Source organism: Ruegeria sp. O6 (assembly GCF_056535045.1).
On sequence record NZ_JBQERM010000018.1, the window covers coordinates 1 to 16848 of the forward strand.

Sequence of the window (16848 nt, forward strand, 5' to 3'; positions counted from 1 at the left end):
GTTTCCCGGGCTGAACTGCGCCCACCCCCGCGATAATCGCGGATGCCGTATTTCTGCCAGTAGGTGATATCGGCATGGCCCGGACGGAACTTGTCCATGATGTCGCCGTAGTCTTTCGAGCGCTGATCGGTGTTTTCGATCATCAGTTGCACGGGCGTGCCTGTAGTTTGGCCTTCGAACACGCCAGAAAGGATCTTGACCTGATCCGGTTCGCGCCGCTGCGTTGTGAACTTGTTTTGCCCCGGTTTGCGCTTGTCCAGCCAGTGCTGGATCATCGCCTCGTCAATCGCAACGCCCGGCGGGCAACCGTCGACAGTGGCGCCCAAGGCGGGCCCATGGCTTTCACCCCAGGTGGTGACGCGGAAAAGATGGCCAAAGCTGTTCATCGACATGGGGCGTGCTCCTTTGCGGATCGTGATTAGCGGGCAAGGCCCCCGGCCTCAAGCGGATTTGGCCGTTGACGGTTTGAACGCCGCCCGTCGGGCGGCGCATTTTTGAGTATTTTCGAAAAGATGAAGATCAGACGGCCTGCGCGACTTTCGCACGGGTTTCCGAGATCATCAGCGCGGCCTGAGCCGCTTCGCGCCCTTTTTGTACGAAATGGTCGCGGTAGATCGCATTGTGATGATCAGTTTCCTGATATTGGTGCGGGGTCAGTGAGACCGAAAGGACAGGAACCCCTGTATCAAGCCCGGCGCGCATCAGACCATCGACCACGGCCTGCGCAACGAAATCGTGCCTGTAGATGCCGCCATCAACGACAAAGGCAGCGCAGGCGACGGCGGCATAGCGCCCGGTCCGGGCCAGATCACGGGCCAGCAGGGGCATCTCGAACGCGCCGGGAACGTCGTAGACATCGACTTGTTCCGAGGGGACGAGTTCGACGAAGCCGTCGAGCGCGCGGTCAACAATATCGGAATGCCAGTTGGCTTTTACAAAAGCATAGCGGGTGTGTGTCATCATGATCTCCTTTCAGTTTGGTGGCCTGCTGGCAGTCGCGAGAACCGGTTCCCACTTTTCGCTGCCAGCCCGTCATGACACGTCACCCAAGGCGATCACGAGCAGGCGCGCCGTATTACCGGCGCGGCTTGCACGTTCTCTTTCATCCGGACTGTAACCGTCGGCTCTGGTATCTCACCAGATCTGCTGACACCCCGAAAGCCGGGGCCGCTCGCGGGCTTACGGGCCGTGGCCCGCATACCGCCGGTGGGGAATTCCACCCCGCCCTGAGAACGAGGCGGACCTTGCCAAGAACTGTCCGACGCTGCAAGAGATTTGACAGGAGGACACTCATGCACCCTAACCCCGTTTTTCGCGCCGAGGATCGTGCGCGTCATATTGAATTCGCCCGCGACCGGGCGTTTGGCGTTCTGGCACTCTCTGCGGAAGAGGGCCCGTTATTAAGTCATGTCCCGTTTTTGTTGTCCGAAGACGGATCAATGGCTGACCTGCATCTTGTGCGCTCGAATCCTGTCGTGCGTGCGCTGCACGAACCGCAGCGCGCAAAGATCGCGGTGCAGGGGCCGGATGCATATATTTCGCCCGATTGGTACGGGGTCGAAGATCAGGTTCCGACATGGAATTATGTCGCCGTACACCTGATCGGAAAGCTTGAGCTACGCCCGCAGGACGAGTTGCGTGACGTACTTGACCGCCAATCTGCATTCTATGAAAAGCGGCTGCTGCCCAAGGCCCCATGGGTCACGGGAAAAATGTCCTCGGACGCGCTGAACAAGATGATGCGCATGATCGTTCCGTGCCGCATGCAGGTTGAAGATATTCAGGGCACGTGGAAGCTTGGTCAGAACAAACCCGAAGGTGCGCGAAATGCTGCCGCTGATCAGGTGTCCTCTGGCTTTGGCAGTGAAATCGCCCGGCTGGCCGCCTTGATGCACAAGGCTTAACCAGCATCAGGCGCCGGGTTTACTGGGGGCTGAAGGTAGCCAGATAAGCGGCAATATCGTCTGCACCGGTCTTGAGTTTGACGCTCATGTTCGGACGGGCAGTTTCGTCATCCAGAAATTCCTTGATGAAGCCGATCGGATCCTGCGCATAAGCAACGATGTTTTCCTCGGTCCAGACCAGACCCGCTTCGCCGGCACGGATCATGTCATCCGTGAACATGCCGATCGGCAGGCGCTCGCTGCCATAGCGATAATCGTTTTCGGACCCGGCCACGCGACCGACGACGCCATACAGATTCGGGCCGGTGATTCCACCTTTGACCAGAACTTCACCATCCTTGATGATCGCATGACACGAAGAACAACGGTTATATATCGCCTCACCTTTCGCGGGGTCGCCCGCGGCAAGGGTCTGAGAGGGCAGGGCCATTGTGCACAAGGCAGCGGCCAGAATGATCTTTGACATTGGGGTCTCCTTGCAGGAGTTCGCACGCCTTTTGCGCTGTCCTTTATTCGCGCGGAAAGTGCAACAGGTGAGGCGCGTGCAATTTGTAATTTAAATCATCTATTTAGCGAGTATGTTTTTGCTGAAAACAATCTCCGTTTCGAAGTCTTGATTATGGACCTTTTGGGCGCAAATCAGCGGCACCCAGGACAGGCTTCAAATACCCAACCCGGGTGGCGGAAGGCGGGGTGCGAAAGCGAATCAATGACGCATGAATCGAAGTTGCCGACAAAGTCGCACGCGAGATTCACCAAAAAACACTCTCCGCAGCTGCTGGAAACGACACATGCGGCGTATTGCGCGTTTATGAACGCTGGACGAACACTATTCTCCCCGATAGTAAGCGCGGTTAAGACACCGCATTCGTGCGGTGCGCGAGCTATTTGCCCGTCCGCGGGCGCCAGACAATCGGAGATAACCTCGTGTCCCACGCAGAAGACCACGAAGGCACCCGCAGAGATTTCCTGTACTACGTCGCTGGCGGCGCAGGTGTCGTTGCAACGGGTGCAGCCGTATGGCCCCTGATCAACCAAATGAACCCATCGGCAGACGTTCAGGCGCTGTCCTCGATCCGTGTGGATGTGAGCGGTGTTGAGCCGGGTACGCAGCTGACCGTCAAATGGTTGGGAAAACCCGTCTTTGTCCGTCACCGCACCGGTGCCGAGATTCAGGAAGCTCAGAAACAGGACGCCGAAGGTGTTGATGCGCTGCCCGATCCGCTGGCCCGCAACTTTAACCTGAGCGCCGATGCCCCTGCGACCGACGCAAACCGTGTGATGCCGTCGCCGGAAGGCGAAGCGCCGGGTGCATGGGTCGTCCAGATGGGTGTTTGTACCCACCTCGGCTGTGTGCCTCTGGGTGATGCAGGCGACTTTGGTGGCTGGTTCTGCCCCTGCCACGGTTCACACTACGACCTTGCTGGTCGTATCCGCAAAGGCCCCGCGCCTGAGAACCTGCCCATTCCGCCCGCAGAGTGGGTGGACAACGGCACAATCAAACTCGGCTAAGGGAGACCCAAACTTATGTCCGGAATTCCCCACGATCATTACGAGCCGAAGACAAACGGCGAGAAATGGCTGAACAGCCGCCTGCCGATTGTTGGCCTGCTGTATGACACCCTCATGATCCCGACCCCCAAGAACCTGAACTGGTGGTGGATCTGGGGCATCGTTCTGGCGTTCTGCCTGGCGCTGCAAATTGTCACCGGTATCATTCTGGTGATGCACTATACGCCGCATGTCGACATGGCATTTGCCAGCATCGAACACATAATGCGCAACGTAAATGGCGGTTACTTCATCCGCTACCTGCACATGAATGGCGCATCGCTGTTCTTTGTTGCGGTCTACATCCACATCTTCCGCGGCTTGTTCTATGGCTCATACAAAGCCCCGCGCGAGATCACGTGGATCGTCGGCATGCTGATCTACCTGATGATGATGGGCACGGCCTTCATGGGCTATGTTCTGCCATGGGGTCAGATGTCCTTCTGGGGTGCGACTGTGATCACCGGTCTGTTTGGTGCCATTCCGTTTGTGGGTGACGCGATCCAGACCTGGCTGCTGGGCGGACCCGCGGTGGATAACGCCACGCTGAACCGCTTCTTCTCGCTGCATTACCTGCTGCCGTTCATCATCGCGGCTTTGGTCGTGGTACACATCTGGGCCTTCCACACCACGGGCAACAACAACCCCACAGGTGTTGAAGTGCGTCGCGGCTCGAAGGACGAGGCGAAGAAAGACACGCTGCCGTTCTGGCCGTATTTCGTGATCAAGGACCTGTTCGCGCTGGCCGTGATCCTGGTCGTGTTCTGGGCCGTTGTCGGTTTCATGCCGAACTATCTGGGCCACCCGGACAACTATATCGAAGCCAACCCGCTGGCGACACCCGCACATATCGTGCCTGAATGGTACTTCCTGCCGTTCTACGCGATCCTGCGTGCCTTTACCGGTGAAGTCTGGGTTGTTCAGTTCGCCAGCTTCATCACCGGTGGTATCGTTGACGCCAAGTTCTTCGGTGTTCTGGCGATGTTTGGTGCGATCCTGGCCATGGCGCTGGCGCCCTGGCTGGACACGTCGAGCGTGCGTTCGGGCAAGTACCGTCCGATGTTGAAATGGTGGTTCTACCTGCTGATCATCGACTTCTTCGCCCTGATGTGGCTGGGTGCGATGCCTGCGGAAGAACCCTATGCGACCTTCTCGCTGATCGCATCGGCCTACTGGTTCGCCTATTTCTTCGTGATCCTGCCGATCCTTGGTGTGATCGAGAAACCTCTGGCCCAGCCCGAGACCATCGAAGAAGACTTCAACGCGCATTATGGCAAGGCTGACGCCGACGCCACGCCGGCCGAGTAAGAAGAGGGACCGGAAACATGTTCAAGAAACTTGCAATCGGCGCCGCGTTTGCTCTGGCCCTGACCCCTGCTGCTTCCATTGCAGCAGGTGGTGGTGAGCAGCATATCGAAGATTTCGCCTTCTCGTTCGAAGGCCCGTTCGGCACCTGGGATCAGCATCAGCTGCAACGCGGCCTGCAGATCTATACCGAGGTCTGCGCGGCTTGCCACGGTCTGCAATACGTGCCGCTGCGCGATCTGGAAGCGCTGGGTTACTCGGAAGAAGAAGTCATCGCATACGCTGCTGGCAACTTCGAAGTCTTCGACCCCGAGCTGGACGATTTCCGCCCGGCGATCCCCACCGATCACTTCCCGGCCAATACCGGCGTCGGCGCTCCGGACCTGAGCTTGATGGCAAAGGCGCGGGCTGGCTTCCACGGGCCTTATGGCCTGGGCATCAACCAGCTGGTCAAAGGCATGGGTGGCCCGGAATACATCGCCTCGCTGCTACACGGCTACACTGGCCACGAAAAAGAAGAAGCGGGTGCAGTGCTCTACGAAAACACCGCCTTCCCCGGCGGCTGGATTTCGATGGCGCCTCCGCTGGCTGACGAGCAGGTCGAATTCGCGGACGGGCACTCGAACACGGTTGAGCATATGGCCGAGGACGTTGCCGCATTCCTGATGTGGGCGGCCGAGCCAAAGCTGACAGACCGCAAGAACGCAGGCTTTGTCGGTGTCATCTTCCTGACCGTTCTGTCGGTGCTGCTGTACCTGGTCAACAAGCGCCTCTGGGCACCGCACAAGGGCAAACTCCGCAAGGAAGATTGATCCGATCCGTCCTACCGGATTTTACTAAATCAGCCCCCGCGCCGTCAGGTTGCGGGGGTTTTCTTTTTCCAAGCCTCCATCAGCGCGCGCTTATTTGACCGAAATAAGCGCCGGGTCAATGGATTGGACAGCTTCACAGGCGCACATCAGCCACAACGGCTGATCAACTGCCGTTTGTCTGAAACACGGAGTCACGACAATGAAACTTCCTATTCTTTTTGCCTCAATTCTATTTGCAACGCCGGTATTGGCACTGGATCTCGCACCCGATGCCGAGCTTGGAAAATCCGAAGCCGAAATTCGGCAAACTCTGACAGGCATGGGATTCGATGTCCGCAAAATCGAGACGGAAGACGGCAAGATCGAAGCCTATGTCGTCAAGGATGGTAAACTGGCCGAGGTTTACGTTGATCCCGCAAGCGGTAAAGTCGTCAAGATTGAGGATCAGTAACCAGAATGTCTGAAACAGAATTGATGCATCGTGGGCGCACAGGCGCCCACGACGTTCAGGTCTGGGATCCTTTGGTCCGGCTGGTTCACTGGGTCGTAGTCTTGTGCGTTCTGATCAATGCGGGGATATCAAATCCCGAGGGCGCGTTCCACGAATATGTGGGCTATGTCGTGCTGGCTTTGGTCTTGTTGCGGTTGCTTTGGGGGTTAACGGGTCCGGCTTTTGCCAGGTTTGCAGCCTTCCCTTTCAGCCCCCGTTCGGCACTCAACCACCTGCGCGACATGGGGCGTGGTGACCAAAGCGTGCACCTTTCACACAACCCTCTGGGGGCCTTAATGGTCTATAACCTCTGGGCGACACTGCTGGCTTTGTGTGTGACAGGGTTCATGATGGGGACGGTTCGGTTCTTTGGCATCGAATGGGTCGAAGATCTGCACGAACTGGCCTTCAACTGGCTGATGCTGTCTGTTCTGCTGCATGTTGCCGGGGTTGTCATTGATCAGAGGCGAACAGGTGTCGCTTTGGCAAAAGCTATGATAACAGGGCGGAAGAATATACCTGAGGATTGGTCAACCAAATGATCAAATGGATCAGCAGCCATTGGCGGCCCGGCGATGCAGACGCTCACCGGGCTGTACTTATGTCGATAATGATCGTTGTTCAGGTACTTTGCGTGGTGTTTTACCTTGGCGACGTTGCTCTGGATTTGAAGGAAGGCGAGGGGCCTTCTCATGTAAGTCTTGAGGCTTTTGTCGCATTTGTTTTGCTTGCCGGAGTTGTTTTTTTCATGATTGAACTTCGACGCCTGCTGGCAAGGGTGGAACAGACCAAGCTTGGCCTACAGGCCGCGCAGGGTGAAATGAGCGTCGTCATCAACACGTTCTTCGACCGTTGGGGACTTACCACCGCCGAGCGTGATGTGGGTCTATTGGTTCTGAAAGGGCTGGATAACGAAAACATCGCGCGCATCCGGGGGCGGGCCGTAGGAACCGTGCGCGCGCAGACCGCCTCGATCTATGCCAAAGCCGGGGTTGACGGGCGAGCGCAGCTGATAAGCGTATTCATGGAAGAATTGCTTGTCGCAGATGGTGAGGCTGCAGACCTTCAGACAACCAAACTGTGATCATTCGCCCCAATGGCTCGGGCGGTTACGATCTGGCCTTCGGGCTGGGGTGCATTGAACGAAACCTCGGTGAATTGTTCGGTTCGCCCCATATGCGGGTTCTCCATCAGGATCCGATGGGTTTTGCCGATCTGTTCTGACAGGTGTTTCCTGACCTGAACGTCCCCAGCCGCACGCAGGCGGGCGGCGCGATCCTTGATTAGATTCCCGTTCACCTGCTGCGGGATGCGGGCTGCTGGAGTGCCTTCGCGTTTCGAATATGGGAAGACATGCAGCCAGGTCAGTTCGCAATCGGTAACCAGTTTCAGCGAGTTCTCGAAATGCGCTTCGGTCTCGGTCGGGAAACCTGCGATGATGTCGGCACCAAAGGTCATGTCGGGGCGCAGTTTCCGGGCCTCTTCGGTAAATCGAATGGCATCGTCGCGCAGGTGGCGACGTTTCATGCGCTTCAGGATCAGGTTGTCGCCATGCTGAAGCGACAGGTGTAGATGCGGCATCAGGCGTGGTTCGGTTGCTATGGCCTGCATCAGATTCTCGTCCACTTCGATCGAGTCGATCGAACTGATCCGCAGGCGGGCCAAATCCGGCACCAGTTTCAGGATGCGCATCACCAGATCGCCCAGTTTGGGCTGTGCAGGCAGATCGGCCCCCCATGAGGTCAGGTCAACGCCGGTTAGCACCACCTCATGATAGCCCCGATCCACCAGCCGCTTGATCTGATCCACCACAACACCGGCAGGCACGCTGCGCGAATTGCCCCGGCCATAGGGAATGATGCAGAAGGTGCAGCGATGGTCACACCCGTTCTGAACCTGCACATAAGCGCGTGAGCGTGTGCCGAACCCGTCGATCAGGTGCCCGGCCGTTTCGGTGACAGACATGATGTCATCGACCTGAACGGCCTCGGTCTCGCCGATAAAGTCGGCGGCCATGCCTTTCCAGGTTTCTGGTCGCATCTTTTCCGTGTTGCCGATTACCGCATCGACCTCAGCCATCTGCGCGAAGGTGTCGGGTTCTGTCTGGGCGGCGCACCCGGTAACAATCAGCCGGGCGTTCGGATTTTCACGACGCAGTTTCCGGATCTCCTGTCGCGCTTTGCGCACAGCCTCAGCTGTGACGGCACAGGTGTTTATCACCACGGCATCCGTCAGTCCGGCTTGTTGCGACAGCTCTTTCATCGCCTCGGTTTCATAGGCGTTCAGGCGGCAACCCAATGTGGTGAATTTAGGCGGGTTCATCCCAGCGTCCCTAAGAACTCGGGCGACAACGTGCCCGAGAAGACGTGACAGGTTGACCCGGTCATCCAGACACCATCCTCGCGCCAGTCAACCCACAGGGTTCCCCCATCCAGATCAATCTGCACCTTTCGCCCCGTCAGCCCACGCCGCGCCGCAGCCACCGCGGTTGCACAGGATGACGACCCTGATGCCAGGGTGATGCCCACGCCCCGTTCCCACACCCGCATGCGGATGTGATCCGGACCCACAACCTGAGCCACCTGCACATTGGTGCGCTCGGGATACAAAGGATGGTGTTCATAGCGCGCGCCGAACTCGGCCAACGGAATCGCCTCGGCGTTTTCAACAAAGAACGTGCAGTGCGGATTGCCCATACCCGTCGCTGTCGGGGCGCCCTCGATGGGCAGTTCCAGCGTGTCCATCTCTTCAGCCAGCGGAATTTCGTGCCATTCCAACTGAGGAAGACCCATATTGACCGAGGTCAGCCCATCACCTGCGTCCTGCGCAAAAAGTGTTCCACGTTCGGTTGTCAACGTCAGCTGGGTTTTGCCCGTCTCATCCATCAACATTCGTGCGATGCATCTTGTGGCGTTGCCACACGCCGCCGAAGTTGATCCATCCGAATTATAAAACACCAGATGCGCGTCCGCCGCACCGTTTTCGATTACGGCCAGCTGATCGAATCCCACACCAAAATGCCGATGCCCGATTCCTCGGGCCAGAGCCGGGGTAATCGAAACATCCTGCATGCGCGCGTCAACGACGACGAAGTCATTTCCCAGCCCATGCATCTTAACAAAGGGCAATCCGGTATCGAGTTTCTGTTGCATGGCGGCGATATAGCGTCGGTCGGAACATGAATCCACCCTGTCGCGTCGAATCGTGAAAAAAGGGGTTGACCCCCCTGCGCCACCTGCCTAAGTAGGCCGCCTATCGGGTCGCCGGAAACACAGGTTGTTTCAGCGAAACGAGGCGCAAATTAAGGGCTTGAACCCGGTTGGGAAATTGCCGTAAAGAGCGCCACGGATCGAGAAGATCCAATAAAAGAGTGGGCCGTTAGCTCAGTTGGTAGAGCAACTGACTTTTAATCAGTGGGTCGCAGGTTCGAATCCTGCACGGCTCACCACTTTTGTCAATAAAAACAACATCCTGTAAGGCATCTGGCCTCCACTTAAAGTATAGTAACTCCATATGGAGGCCAAATCCGGGGCCAGCGATATTTTCAGGCCGTGTTTTGATTAAGCATCGCCCTAGCCTCATCGGCAGCGGGGCGCCTGGCATACTTCGCATATTTCTGGGTCTGCTGCAGGGTGGCATGACCTAGCAGGAACGAAACTTTATCCAAGGGCATCCCGTTATTCAGGAGGCGCGTGGCATAAGAAAACTAACATCGTGGAACCATGCATGGTTTATCGAAGGGCGGCTGAACACCCAACCCTGAAACTCGCACCATTTTTGCCTGGGGAAGGCTCCGAGCCTTAGGTTTGCTATCAATTGTGGGCGCAAATTATGAGGTTGCTCCGAGGTCAACGTCTGCTGGGTTAGATCAGCCCCCTAAGCCGACAATCCCACCTACAGACACGAAGACAAAGCCCAATATGGTGTTCACGTCGACATAATATCCGTGGATCGCACCTCTGAGGCGCGTGCTTTTCATTTAATGGTCTCACGGCCTCCAGCCGCTCGACTAAGAATCCAGTCGATACCGTGGAGATAGTCTTCAATTGTTAGGGGATTGTTTGCTCCGCTGGATGCGGAGAGCACAAACCCGTGCGCATAGTCGATCAGCAAGTGAACAAGAACATCGCCGCCATCGCTGTATTCAAGCTGGTCCGTGCTGGCCTTCAGGTCCGCCGCCACGTCTGTCAAATCCGCGCTCATCAGCTTAACATCCTCAAGGATCGCGCGCAAAAGGTTGGCGTTCTTCAAGGCATACCCATAGTAGGTCGCCATGATGCTTCGGGCCCGCTCGACCGGCGTGCCCCCCTTCACGCCATCCAGGACGCCGGCGAATGCGTATTCCACCAGATCGGACAGAAGCTGTTTCTTGCTGCCGGCGTGATAGGCCACCGCCATCGGGGTGACCCCAAGGCGATCCGCAAGCATGCGAAACGACAGCGCGTCAACCCCCTTGTCCTGGACGATCGGCAAGGCAGTCTTCACGATCAGTTGTTTCGAAAGACGCTGAGCGGCCTTCGGCGGCCGCCCGGGTAAAGACGCCTTTGTCACGCGGCTTTCAGCCTGTAATCGAGGTCCACCAGACCCGAGGGAAAGCTGTTGACCGACACCAGTTCCAGATCGACGTCGCCCTTGGTCTCGCCAAATATCCGGATGACCTCACCGATCAGGATGGGAACAAGGGTGATCCGCATGTCTTCCACCAGCCCGGCCTTCAGGAACGAGCGAATGATCGCGCCGCCATCCACATAGACGCGGTTGAAACCTCTTGCCTCAAAGCTTGCCATCAAGTCTTCGGGTGCCATGTCTGACACCTCCACTTTGTCGCGCAGATCGTCTGGGATGTCGTCGGCGTTCATCGTCCGACTGAGAACCACAACCGGTTTGGCATAGGGCCAGGCTCCGAAACCGCGCACCGTCCGATAAGAGCCCGAGCCCATTACGATCACATCGACACTGTCCTGAAAGGCAACAAAGCCGTGATCTTCATCCTCGGTCGGTTGCTTTTCTAACCAATCCAACCGGTGATCGGGCCGCGCGACAAAGCCGTCCAGGCTCATCGCCATCATGATATGTCCTGTGGGCAAATTCGGAGTCTCCTGCAGTGTATTTATACATCGTATAATAATTTCTGGTAGAATACTCAAGAGAGGGTCTTTTCAGGCTTCGCCGAGAAGCCAGTTCGAGAAAGCCTTCACTGCTTCACTCGAAGCGGCGCTGTGGGGTTGAACCAGAAAATATCCGTAATCGGACAAATCGATCTCGGACAATCGAAAAAGCCGTTCCGCCTTAAGGTCATCCCGAACCAGATCATCCATCAAAGCGATCCCTTGCCCGTCGATGACGGCCTGAATTCGGACATTCGGGTCCGGCACGATCAACACATCCCGCCGTGATTGCGTGGGCAGATCTGCGGCGTTCAGCCAATCGGACCAGGCGGTGCTGTCATCGCGATCTCTAAGCAGGGTCAGATGCGGTATCGCGGCTTGCATGCCCAGCCTGTTGACCAGGTCTGCGACGGCCCGATTGCCCACTGGAAAGGGCGGCATGGACATGAACGGTGTCACGATGCCGTCTTTCCAGTTCCCGTTGCCCCATCGGATTGTCAGACCCACTCCCTGCAATTCATGTGCCGAGAATTCGATCATCGGCTGAATGCGAAGCTGCACATCAGGGTGGCTTTGCATGAAGGTCATCAGACGTGGCGACAGCCAGCGCGCCGCGAAATAGGTCGAAACACCAACTGTCAGAGAGAGGGTCGAGACCCCCTTCAAGACCTGAATTTCGGTTTCGATCTCTTCGTATCGGCTCTGGCAGATCGCCAATAGCTTCAACCCTTCTCCGGTCAGAGTGACGCCGCGCGGAGTGCGCTGGAACAGGCTCATCCCCAGATCGGCCTCAAGCGTTTTGATCTGATAGCTGATCGCGCCTTTCGTCATATTAAGTGCCACAGCCGCCATCGAAAAGCTGGAATGACGTGCGATCTCGGCAAAAAGCCTCAGCAGATCATGGTGATGAAAGCGGGCAGTCATAAAGATGAGTATAAATTATTTGTACGTAGCGGACAGAAAATTTCGATTTTCAAACATATTTTTAAACCCAAAAACTTCAATCAGTCTTACAAAGCGAAGAGATCGCGTTGGAACCTTTAAACGCAACATCAGGCATGTCAGCACCTCAGGGTCGCCGCAGCAGCGCGCGCAGGGGTCGTCTGTCCCGTCACAACGCGCCATGCGAGAGCCCGCCGTTCACTGGCCGCAAGATACCTGCATACGAATTGCTAGATGAAACGGCATTGGCCCGCATCGAAGATCAGGCCGACTGGATATTGGACAAGATCGGTGTCGAGTTCCGTGGGGACCAAACGGCGCTGGATCTCTTCGCAAAAGCGGGCGCGCGGGTCGAATTTGAACGTGTAAGGTTTGAGCCGGGCCATGTTCGCGCGCTGTGTGCCACGGCTCCGGCTGAGTTTCAGCTACATGCCCGCGATCCGGCCAAGACCGTGACACTTGGCGGCGACAAAGTTGTGCTGATGCCCGGATATGGCTCGCCGTTTGTCAGCGACCTGGCAAAGGGTCGGCGCTATGCGACGCTGGAGGATTTCCGCAATTTCGTGAAACTGGCCTATCTTGCGCCCACCATGCACCATTCGGGGGGCACGGTTGTCGAGCCGACAGATGTTCCGGTGAACAAGCGGCATCTGGACATGATGCTGGCGCATCTGACGCTGTCGACCAAGCCCTTCATGGGCTCTGTCACTGCACCTGAGCGCGCGCGCGACAGTATCGAAATGGCCCGCCTCGTCTTCGGCCGCGACGCCATGGAACACCACGCAGTGATGCAGGCCAATATCAACGCCAACTCGCCGCTGATCTATGATGACACCATGTCTTCGGCCCTGCGCATCTATGCAGAAGCCGGCCAATGCGTTTGTGTGTCGCCCGCGATTTTTGCCGGTGCCATGGGGCCACTTTCCCCGGCTGCGGTGGCGGCACAGACGCTGGCCGAAGCCATGGTTGGCATCGCTCTTGCGCAACTTGTGCGCCCCGGTTGTCCTGTGGTCTTCGGTTCGTTCCACTCGACAATGAATCTGCGCACCGGCGCGCTGACATTTGGCTCGCCCGAGGCGAACATGACCACCATGGCGCTTTCGCAACTGGGTCGAAGGCTGGGCGTGCCGGTGCGCTCTGGCGGGGGGCAGATCACCGCGTCCAACGCACCCGACGGGCAGGCGATGCAGGACAGCACCGGCGCGATGTGGTCCACGCTGCTCTCTGGTGCGCATCAGGTCTGGCATGCAGCGGGCTGGCTCGAGGGCGGGCTTGTGATGTCTTATGAGAAATTCATCATGGACCTCGATCATTGCGGTGCGATGCTGAAGCTCTTGCAAGGTTTCGATACCGATAACGAGGCCTTTGGCCGGGATGCCTACTATGAGACGGATCTGGGCGAGAACTTTCTGTCGACCAGTCACACCCTGCGCCACTACACGACGGCGAATTTTGAGCCACAGATATCTGACGCCGGCCCATTCGAGACCTGGTCTGAAAATGGCGCGCTGACCGCTGATCAACGCGCCACCTCGCGATGGCAAAAGATGTTGGACGACTATCAACAACCCGAAATGAAACCCGACATCCGAGTCGCGCTTGAGGACTTCGTATCCGAGCGCAAGGCACAGATGCCGGACGAATGGTACTAGAAAGGAACACCCATGACCGAAGAACTCAGCCGCACATCCGCCCTTGCTTCCCGCCACACGGCACTCGGCTCGGGGCTGGAGGATTGGAATGGGATGGGCACCGCCTGGACCTACAACACCGATCCGGGCGACGAACACGATGCGGTCCGCGAGCGCGCGGGCATGTTTGATATGTCACCCTTGAAAAAGGTCTTCGTGCGTGGTCCTCACGCTCAGGCGGTACTCGATCACCTGACTTCACGCGATCTGTCAAAGGTCAAACCGGGAAAGGCGGCCTATCTATGCGTTCTGACTGATCAGGGCGGGATCGCCGACGACGCGATCGTGTCAAACAACGGCGGCGACGAATGGATGATCGTGCATGGTTCGGGCGACACGATGGCGCTCTTGCAGGCTTCGGCGGAAGGGCGCGATGTTGAGGTGCAGTTCACCGATGATCTGCATGATCTGTCGGTTCAGGGACCTGCGTCGCTGGATATTCTAAACGCGCATACGGATATCGACCTGAGCACTCTGTCCTATTTCGAGCACGCGCCAGCAACGCTCTTCGGCCATTCTTGCCGCATCTCACGCACCGGATACTCTGGTGAACGCGGTTACGAGATTTTCGCGGGTGGCTCGGTGATCACCGACATCTGGGACAAACTGGTCGAGGCAGGTGTAATGCCCTGTTCCTTCACTGCGCTCGACAAGGTGCGCATCGAAGCGGGCCTGCTGTTCTACGGCTACGACATGACCGAGGACAACACCCCGTGGGAGGTTGGTCTGGGCTTCACGGTGAGCAGCACCAAGGGTGATTTCCGCGGCAAATCGGCGGTCATGGCGGCGAAAGGCGCTGAGAAGGTCAACAACGTTTGCCTCGACATCGACCACCCGGACATGGTCGAAGGCGGTGAAGCCCTGATGCTAGACGGTCGACGCGTCGGCACCATCAACAGCCCCTGCTATTCGCACCGGATGGGCAAATCTCTTGCCGTCGCCCATGTTCAGCCCGGACTTTCAATCGGGACCACGCTGAGCGTCTCGGCAAATGGTCTCAACACTAGCGCCGCAATTGTGTCCAAACCTATTTATGACCCCAACAAAACGCACACTCACGAATAGAATGGCATCGGCACCGGCCCAATCCTGCCGTTCGACCTTAGTTCTGAATTCTGCGGTTGCAGCCCGCTTTCCGGACATTCGCCGCAAGCGCGAACTCCGGGCCTCGTCGAACTCACAGATTGCGGACTTTGCTGCCATTGGCCGTTTTCAGTTGAAAGGCTGGTTTCGGATGTTCCGCTGGTCTTCTGTCGAAACTAAGAAGTCCGCCAGCGATCAGTAGCTTTGGGTTTGGCAGACCACAATGCGTGTGTGTGCAGTGAAAAAATCTTGTTCGAACGGGATTTCAACACCAAGCGTTTCCAGTGAGTTTTCTTGGCACACACGCAACATGTCCCGATCCATGTCTATTGTTCCATTGAAGATGGGATCACCTCGTGTCTCTGGTCTTGCAATTTCCCAGACAACGATTCCGTTCACAGCAATTCGGAATCCGGTTTGTTCACAAAGACCGCATGCTCCTCGCATTCTCGGACATGGTGATCCTGAACAAGGTTGACCTTGTGGAGCGCGAGACGGTCCAGAAAGTCCATGACTGGCTGGGATCGCGCTTCCGTCGCTACAGGCTGGTGGAAGCAGTCAACGCGGAGGTGCCACTCGATATCCTGCTCTCGGTCGGACGCTTTGCCGCCGAACAACTGGATGCGGAACCGTCAGAACACGCCCATGGCCCAGGCTGCGGTTGCCCCGAACATGAGCATCACCATAACCACGCGTCGAAGTTCTCGACCACGATGCTACGCTCGGATCTTCCCGTTAATCTCTCCGGCCTGCGAGACGCAATCAAGGGACTGCCCGGTGAGGTCTACCGGGTGAAAGGGTTTGTCTATAGCGAGGAAGACCCGGAGCACCGTATTGTCGTGCAAGTCGTCGGCAAGCGTATCGACATTGCCCGGGACGAGAAGTGGGGAACGCGCAAGCCGGAAACTCGTCTGGTCGCGATCGGTGCGCCCGGAGCCGTTTCGGAAGACACCTTGGGAAGAGTGTTCCTCGAAGTGGCATAAAGGAGACTACTCTTTCCGCGTTTACCTTGCCAAATACCGTCGAAAAGAGCGAACCGGACCTTCGTTGAGATCGCAGCGAATTCACACTTCCCGCCCCTTTAACTGTAAACTCAAAGCAAAGCTTTTTAGTGAAGCGCAAAACATAGGGCCACCACCGAGATGGACCTGTCACGTTTTCGTGCCGCTCCAAGTGTTCGTTTAAGCCACTTTCCGTTCGAAGGCGACCGGGCTTTTCCAGCTCAGTGCTGAGTGCTTTCGACGCGGATTGTAGAACACATTGTTCAGCGTTTGTACCGGGAACTACGCCCCAACGCGACGAGTTCATCAGCGTCCACCATCAAATACGCGGGGCCGAATGATGCGCGATGAAATGCATATCGAACACGACTGTCTAACGTCAGCGCCAATGGGACAATTTAGGTCGATATGATAAGAGAGGGTTTCTGGCACATCGTAGCCACCAAGGCGTGGAGATGAGACAGAAACCCGGAGCCAAGCGGAGCCACGGCGAGAAAGATGCCAAAGACAACCGTTGGCAGTGGAGAAATATGAGCGGCGCAGCAGTGCCAAACCAACCGAGCAGGAGTTGGCCTGACTTCGTGATAAACAGTTGTCGCGGTGAGTATCTTCTCGCGCTTTTCGCGTATCGTTTTATTGACGCAACGTCGATTCAGTTGTTGTGGTCATTAAGAAGTTTACGCAAACGTAAGCAGCGAATTGATTTTTCGACTAATCGCTCAAAAAGTGACGTCAGACGGCGTTTTCTTCCCCCTTACGTGTCAGTTTGCAACTCTTACATGCGCTCAGTCGCTGCGGGTTGGCACTCACAGTAAGTGATCCTTGAGCCCTCCTTACCAGCGCGGATCGGATCAGACCCGCAGCGGCTCTATTCAAGTCGTAGTTCCTCTCGCCAGGGCATGGGATGCCAATCAATGCCCGACACGTGCCATTTCTTTTGAAACGCTGGTTCGAGTCGCAA

18 protein-coding genes, 1 tRNA gene, 1 pseudogene and 1 riboswitch are annotated in these 16848 nt (G+C 57.0%); of the genes and pseudogenes, 11 read left to right on the forward strand and 9 right to left on the reverse strand.

Annotation, left to right across the window (positions count from 1 at the left end):
- Together ACR0DY_RS17710 and ACR0DY_RS17715 are read right to left on the reverse strand one after the other, a co-directional pair.
- On the reverse strand, window positions 1–392 hold a 392-nt coding region (locus tag ACR0DY_RS17710), incomplete at its 3' end, for a chorismate synthase (RefSeq protein WP_480898827.1).
- A gap of 127 nt (window positions 393–519) precedes the next feature.
- Window positions 520–960: a 6,7-dimethyl-8-ribityllumazine synthase gene (locus ACR0DY_RS17715; protein ID WP_480546933.1), complete on the reverse strand. Its 441-nt coding sequence runs from the start codon at window positions 958–960 to the stop codon at window positions 520–522.
- 130 nt (window positions 961–1090) lie between these two features.
- A riboswitch (FMN riboswitch) is annotated at window positions 1091–1238 on the reverse strand.
- A 54-nt stretch (window positions 1239–1292) separates the two neighbouring features.
- Here ACR0DY_RS17715 and ACR0DY_RS17720 point away from each other — a divergent pair.
- On the forward strand, window positions 1293–1904 hold the full coding sequence (locus ACR0DY_RS17720) for an FMN-binding negative transcriptional regulator (protein WP_480546935.1): 612 nt from the start codon (window positions 1293–1295) through the stop codon (window positions 1902–1904).
- A gap of 19 nt (window positions 1905–1923) precedes the next feature.
- On the opposite strand, the gene ACR0DY_RS17725 is transcribed toward ACR0DY_RS17720, so the two are convergent.
- Entirely contained in the window at window positions 1924–2370 is a 447-nt protein-coding gene (locus ACR0DY_RS17725; RefSeq protein ID WP_480482769.1) for a c-type cytochrome, read from the reverse strand.
- Between the two features lie 461 nt (window positions 2371–2831).
- Between ACR0DY_RS17725 and petA the strand changes: the two genes are divergently transcribed.
- The 6 genes from petA (at window position 2832) to ACR0DY_RS17755 (ending at window position 7146) form a co-directional block, all read left to right on the forward strand.
- On the forward strand, window positions 2832–3416 hold the full coding sequence (petA, locus tag ACR0DY_RS17730; RefSeq protein ID WP_267363183.1) for a ubiquinol-cytochrome c reductase iron-sulfur subunit: 585 nt from the start codon (window positions 2832–2834) through the stop codon (window positions 3414–3416).
- Window positions 3417–3431: 15 nt separating this feature from the next.
- Window positions 3432–4763 (forward strand): cytochrome b, encoded by a 1332-nt coding sequence (petB, locus tag ACR0DY_RS17735; protein ID WP_267363184.1) that lies wholly within the window; start codon window positions 3432–3434, stop codon window positions 4761–4763.
- Window positions 4764–4780: 17 nt separating this feature from the next.
- Window positions 4781–5572, forward strand: a complete 792-nt coding sequence (locus ACR0DY_RS17740; RefSeq protein ID WP_480482771.1) for a cytochrome c1 — start codon at window positions 4781–4783, stop codon at window positions 5570–5572.
- 199 nt (window positions 5573–5771) lie between these two features.
- Window positions 5772–6023, forward strand: coding sequence for a PepSY domain-containing protein (locus ACR0DY_RS17745; protein WP_480506915.1), 252 nt, complete (start codon window positions 5772–5774; stop codon window positions 6021–6023).
- A gap of 5 nt (window positions 6024–6028) precedes the next feature.
- Window positions 6029–6604 (forward strand): cytochrome b/b6 domain-containing protein, encoded by a 576-nt coding sequence (locus ACR0DY_RS17750; protein WP_480482775.1) that lies wholly within the window; start codon window positions 6029–6031, stop codon window positions 6602–6604.
- Window positions 6601–7146 (forward strand): helix-turn-helix transcriptional regulator, encoded by a 546-nt coding sequence (locus tag ACR0DY_RS17755; RefSeq protein ID WP_480487822.1) that lies wholly within the window; start codon window positions 6601–6603, stop codon window positions 7144–7146. The genes ACR0DY_RS17750 and ACR0DY_RS17755 overlap by 4 nt, the downstream gene beginning before the upstream one ends.
- On the opposite strand, the gene mtaB is transcribed toward ACR0DY_RS17755, so the two are convergent.
- Together mtaB and dapF are read right to left on the reverse strand one after the other, a co-directional pair.
- Window positions 7128–8384, reverse strand: coding sequence for a tRNA (N(6)-L-threonylcarbamoyladenosine(37)-C(2))-methylthiotransferase MtaB (gene mtaB / locus ACR0DY_RS17760; protein WP_480546937.1), 1257 nt, complete (start codon window positions 8382–8384; stop codon window positions 7128–7130). The two genes, ACR0DY_RS17755 and mtaB, sit on opposite strands and share 19 nt — an antisense overlap.
- Complete coding sequence (gene dapF / locus ACR0DY_RS17765) at window positions 8381–9214, reverse strand: diaminopimelate epimerase (protein ID WP_480546939.1); 834 nt, start codon at window positions 9212–9214, stop codon at window positions 8381–8383. Before dapF ends, mtaB begins: the two co-directional genes overlap by 4 nt.
- Before the next feature lie 220 nt (window positions 9215–9434).
- On the opposite strand from dapF, the gene ACR0DY_RS17770 reads away from it, so the two are divergent.
- Window positions 9435–9510: transfer RNA gene (locus ACR0DY_RS17770), tRNA-Lys, on the forward strand.
- 96 nt (window positions 9511–9606) lie between these two features.
- Here the strand turns inward: ACR0DY_RS17770 and ACR0DY_RS17775 are convergent.
- From ACR0DY_RS17775 to ACR0DY_RS17790, 4 genes and pseudogenes are all read right to left on the reverse strand, one after another.
- Window positions 9607–9753 (reverse strand): annotated as a pseudogene (locus tag ACR0DY_RS17775) (hypothetical protein); the annotation flags it as partial.
- A gap of 284 nt (window positions 9754–10037) precedes the next feature.
- Window positions 10038–10613: a TetR/AcrR family transcriptional regulator gene (locus ACR0DY_RS17780; RefSeq protein ID WP_480546941.1), complete on the reverse strand. Its 576-nt coding sequence runs from the start codon at window positions 10611–10613 to the stop codon at window positions 10038–10040.
- Entirely contained in the window at window positions 10610–11131 is a 522-nt protein-coding gene (locus ACR0DY_RS17785) for a dihydrofolate reductase family protein (protein WP_480546943.1), read from the reverse strand. Before ACR0DY_RS17785 ends, ACR0DY_RS17780 begins: the two co-directional genes overlap by 4 nt.
- 90 nt (window positions 11132–11221) lie before the next feature.
- A complete protein-coding gene (locus ACR0DY_RS17790) occupies window positions 11222–12094 on the reverse strand; it encodes a LysR substrate-binding domain-containing protein (protein WP_480482787.1) in 873 nt (290 codons plus the stop codon).
- A 134-nt stretch (window positions 12095–12228) separates the two neighbouring features.
- On the opposite strand from ACR0DY_RS17790, the gene ACR0DY_RS17795 reads away from it, so the two are divergent.
- From ACR0DY_RS17795 to ACR0DY_RS17805, 3 genes are all read left to right on the forward strand, one after another.
- Window positions 12229–13764, forward strand: coding sequence for a trimethylamine methyltransferase family protein (locus tag ACR0DY_RS17795; RefSeq protein ID WP_480482789.1), 1536 nt, complete (start codon window positions 12229–12231; stop codon window positions 13762–13764).
- A 12-nt stretch (window positions 13765–13776) separates the two neighbouring features.
- Window positions 13777–14868, forward strand: coding sequence for an aminomethyl transferase family protein (locus ACR0DY_RS17800; protein ID WP_480487815.1), 1092 nt, complete (start codon window positions 13777–13779; stop codon window positions 14866–14868).
- A gap of 452 nt (window positions 14869–15320) precedes the next feature.
- Window positions 15321–15869, forward strand: coding sequence for a GTP-binding protein (locus ACR0DY_RS17805; protein ID WP_480482793.1), 549 nt, complete (start codon window positions 15321–15323; stop codon window positions 15867–15869).
- Window positions 15870–16848 lie beyond the last annotated feature (979 nt).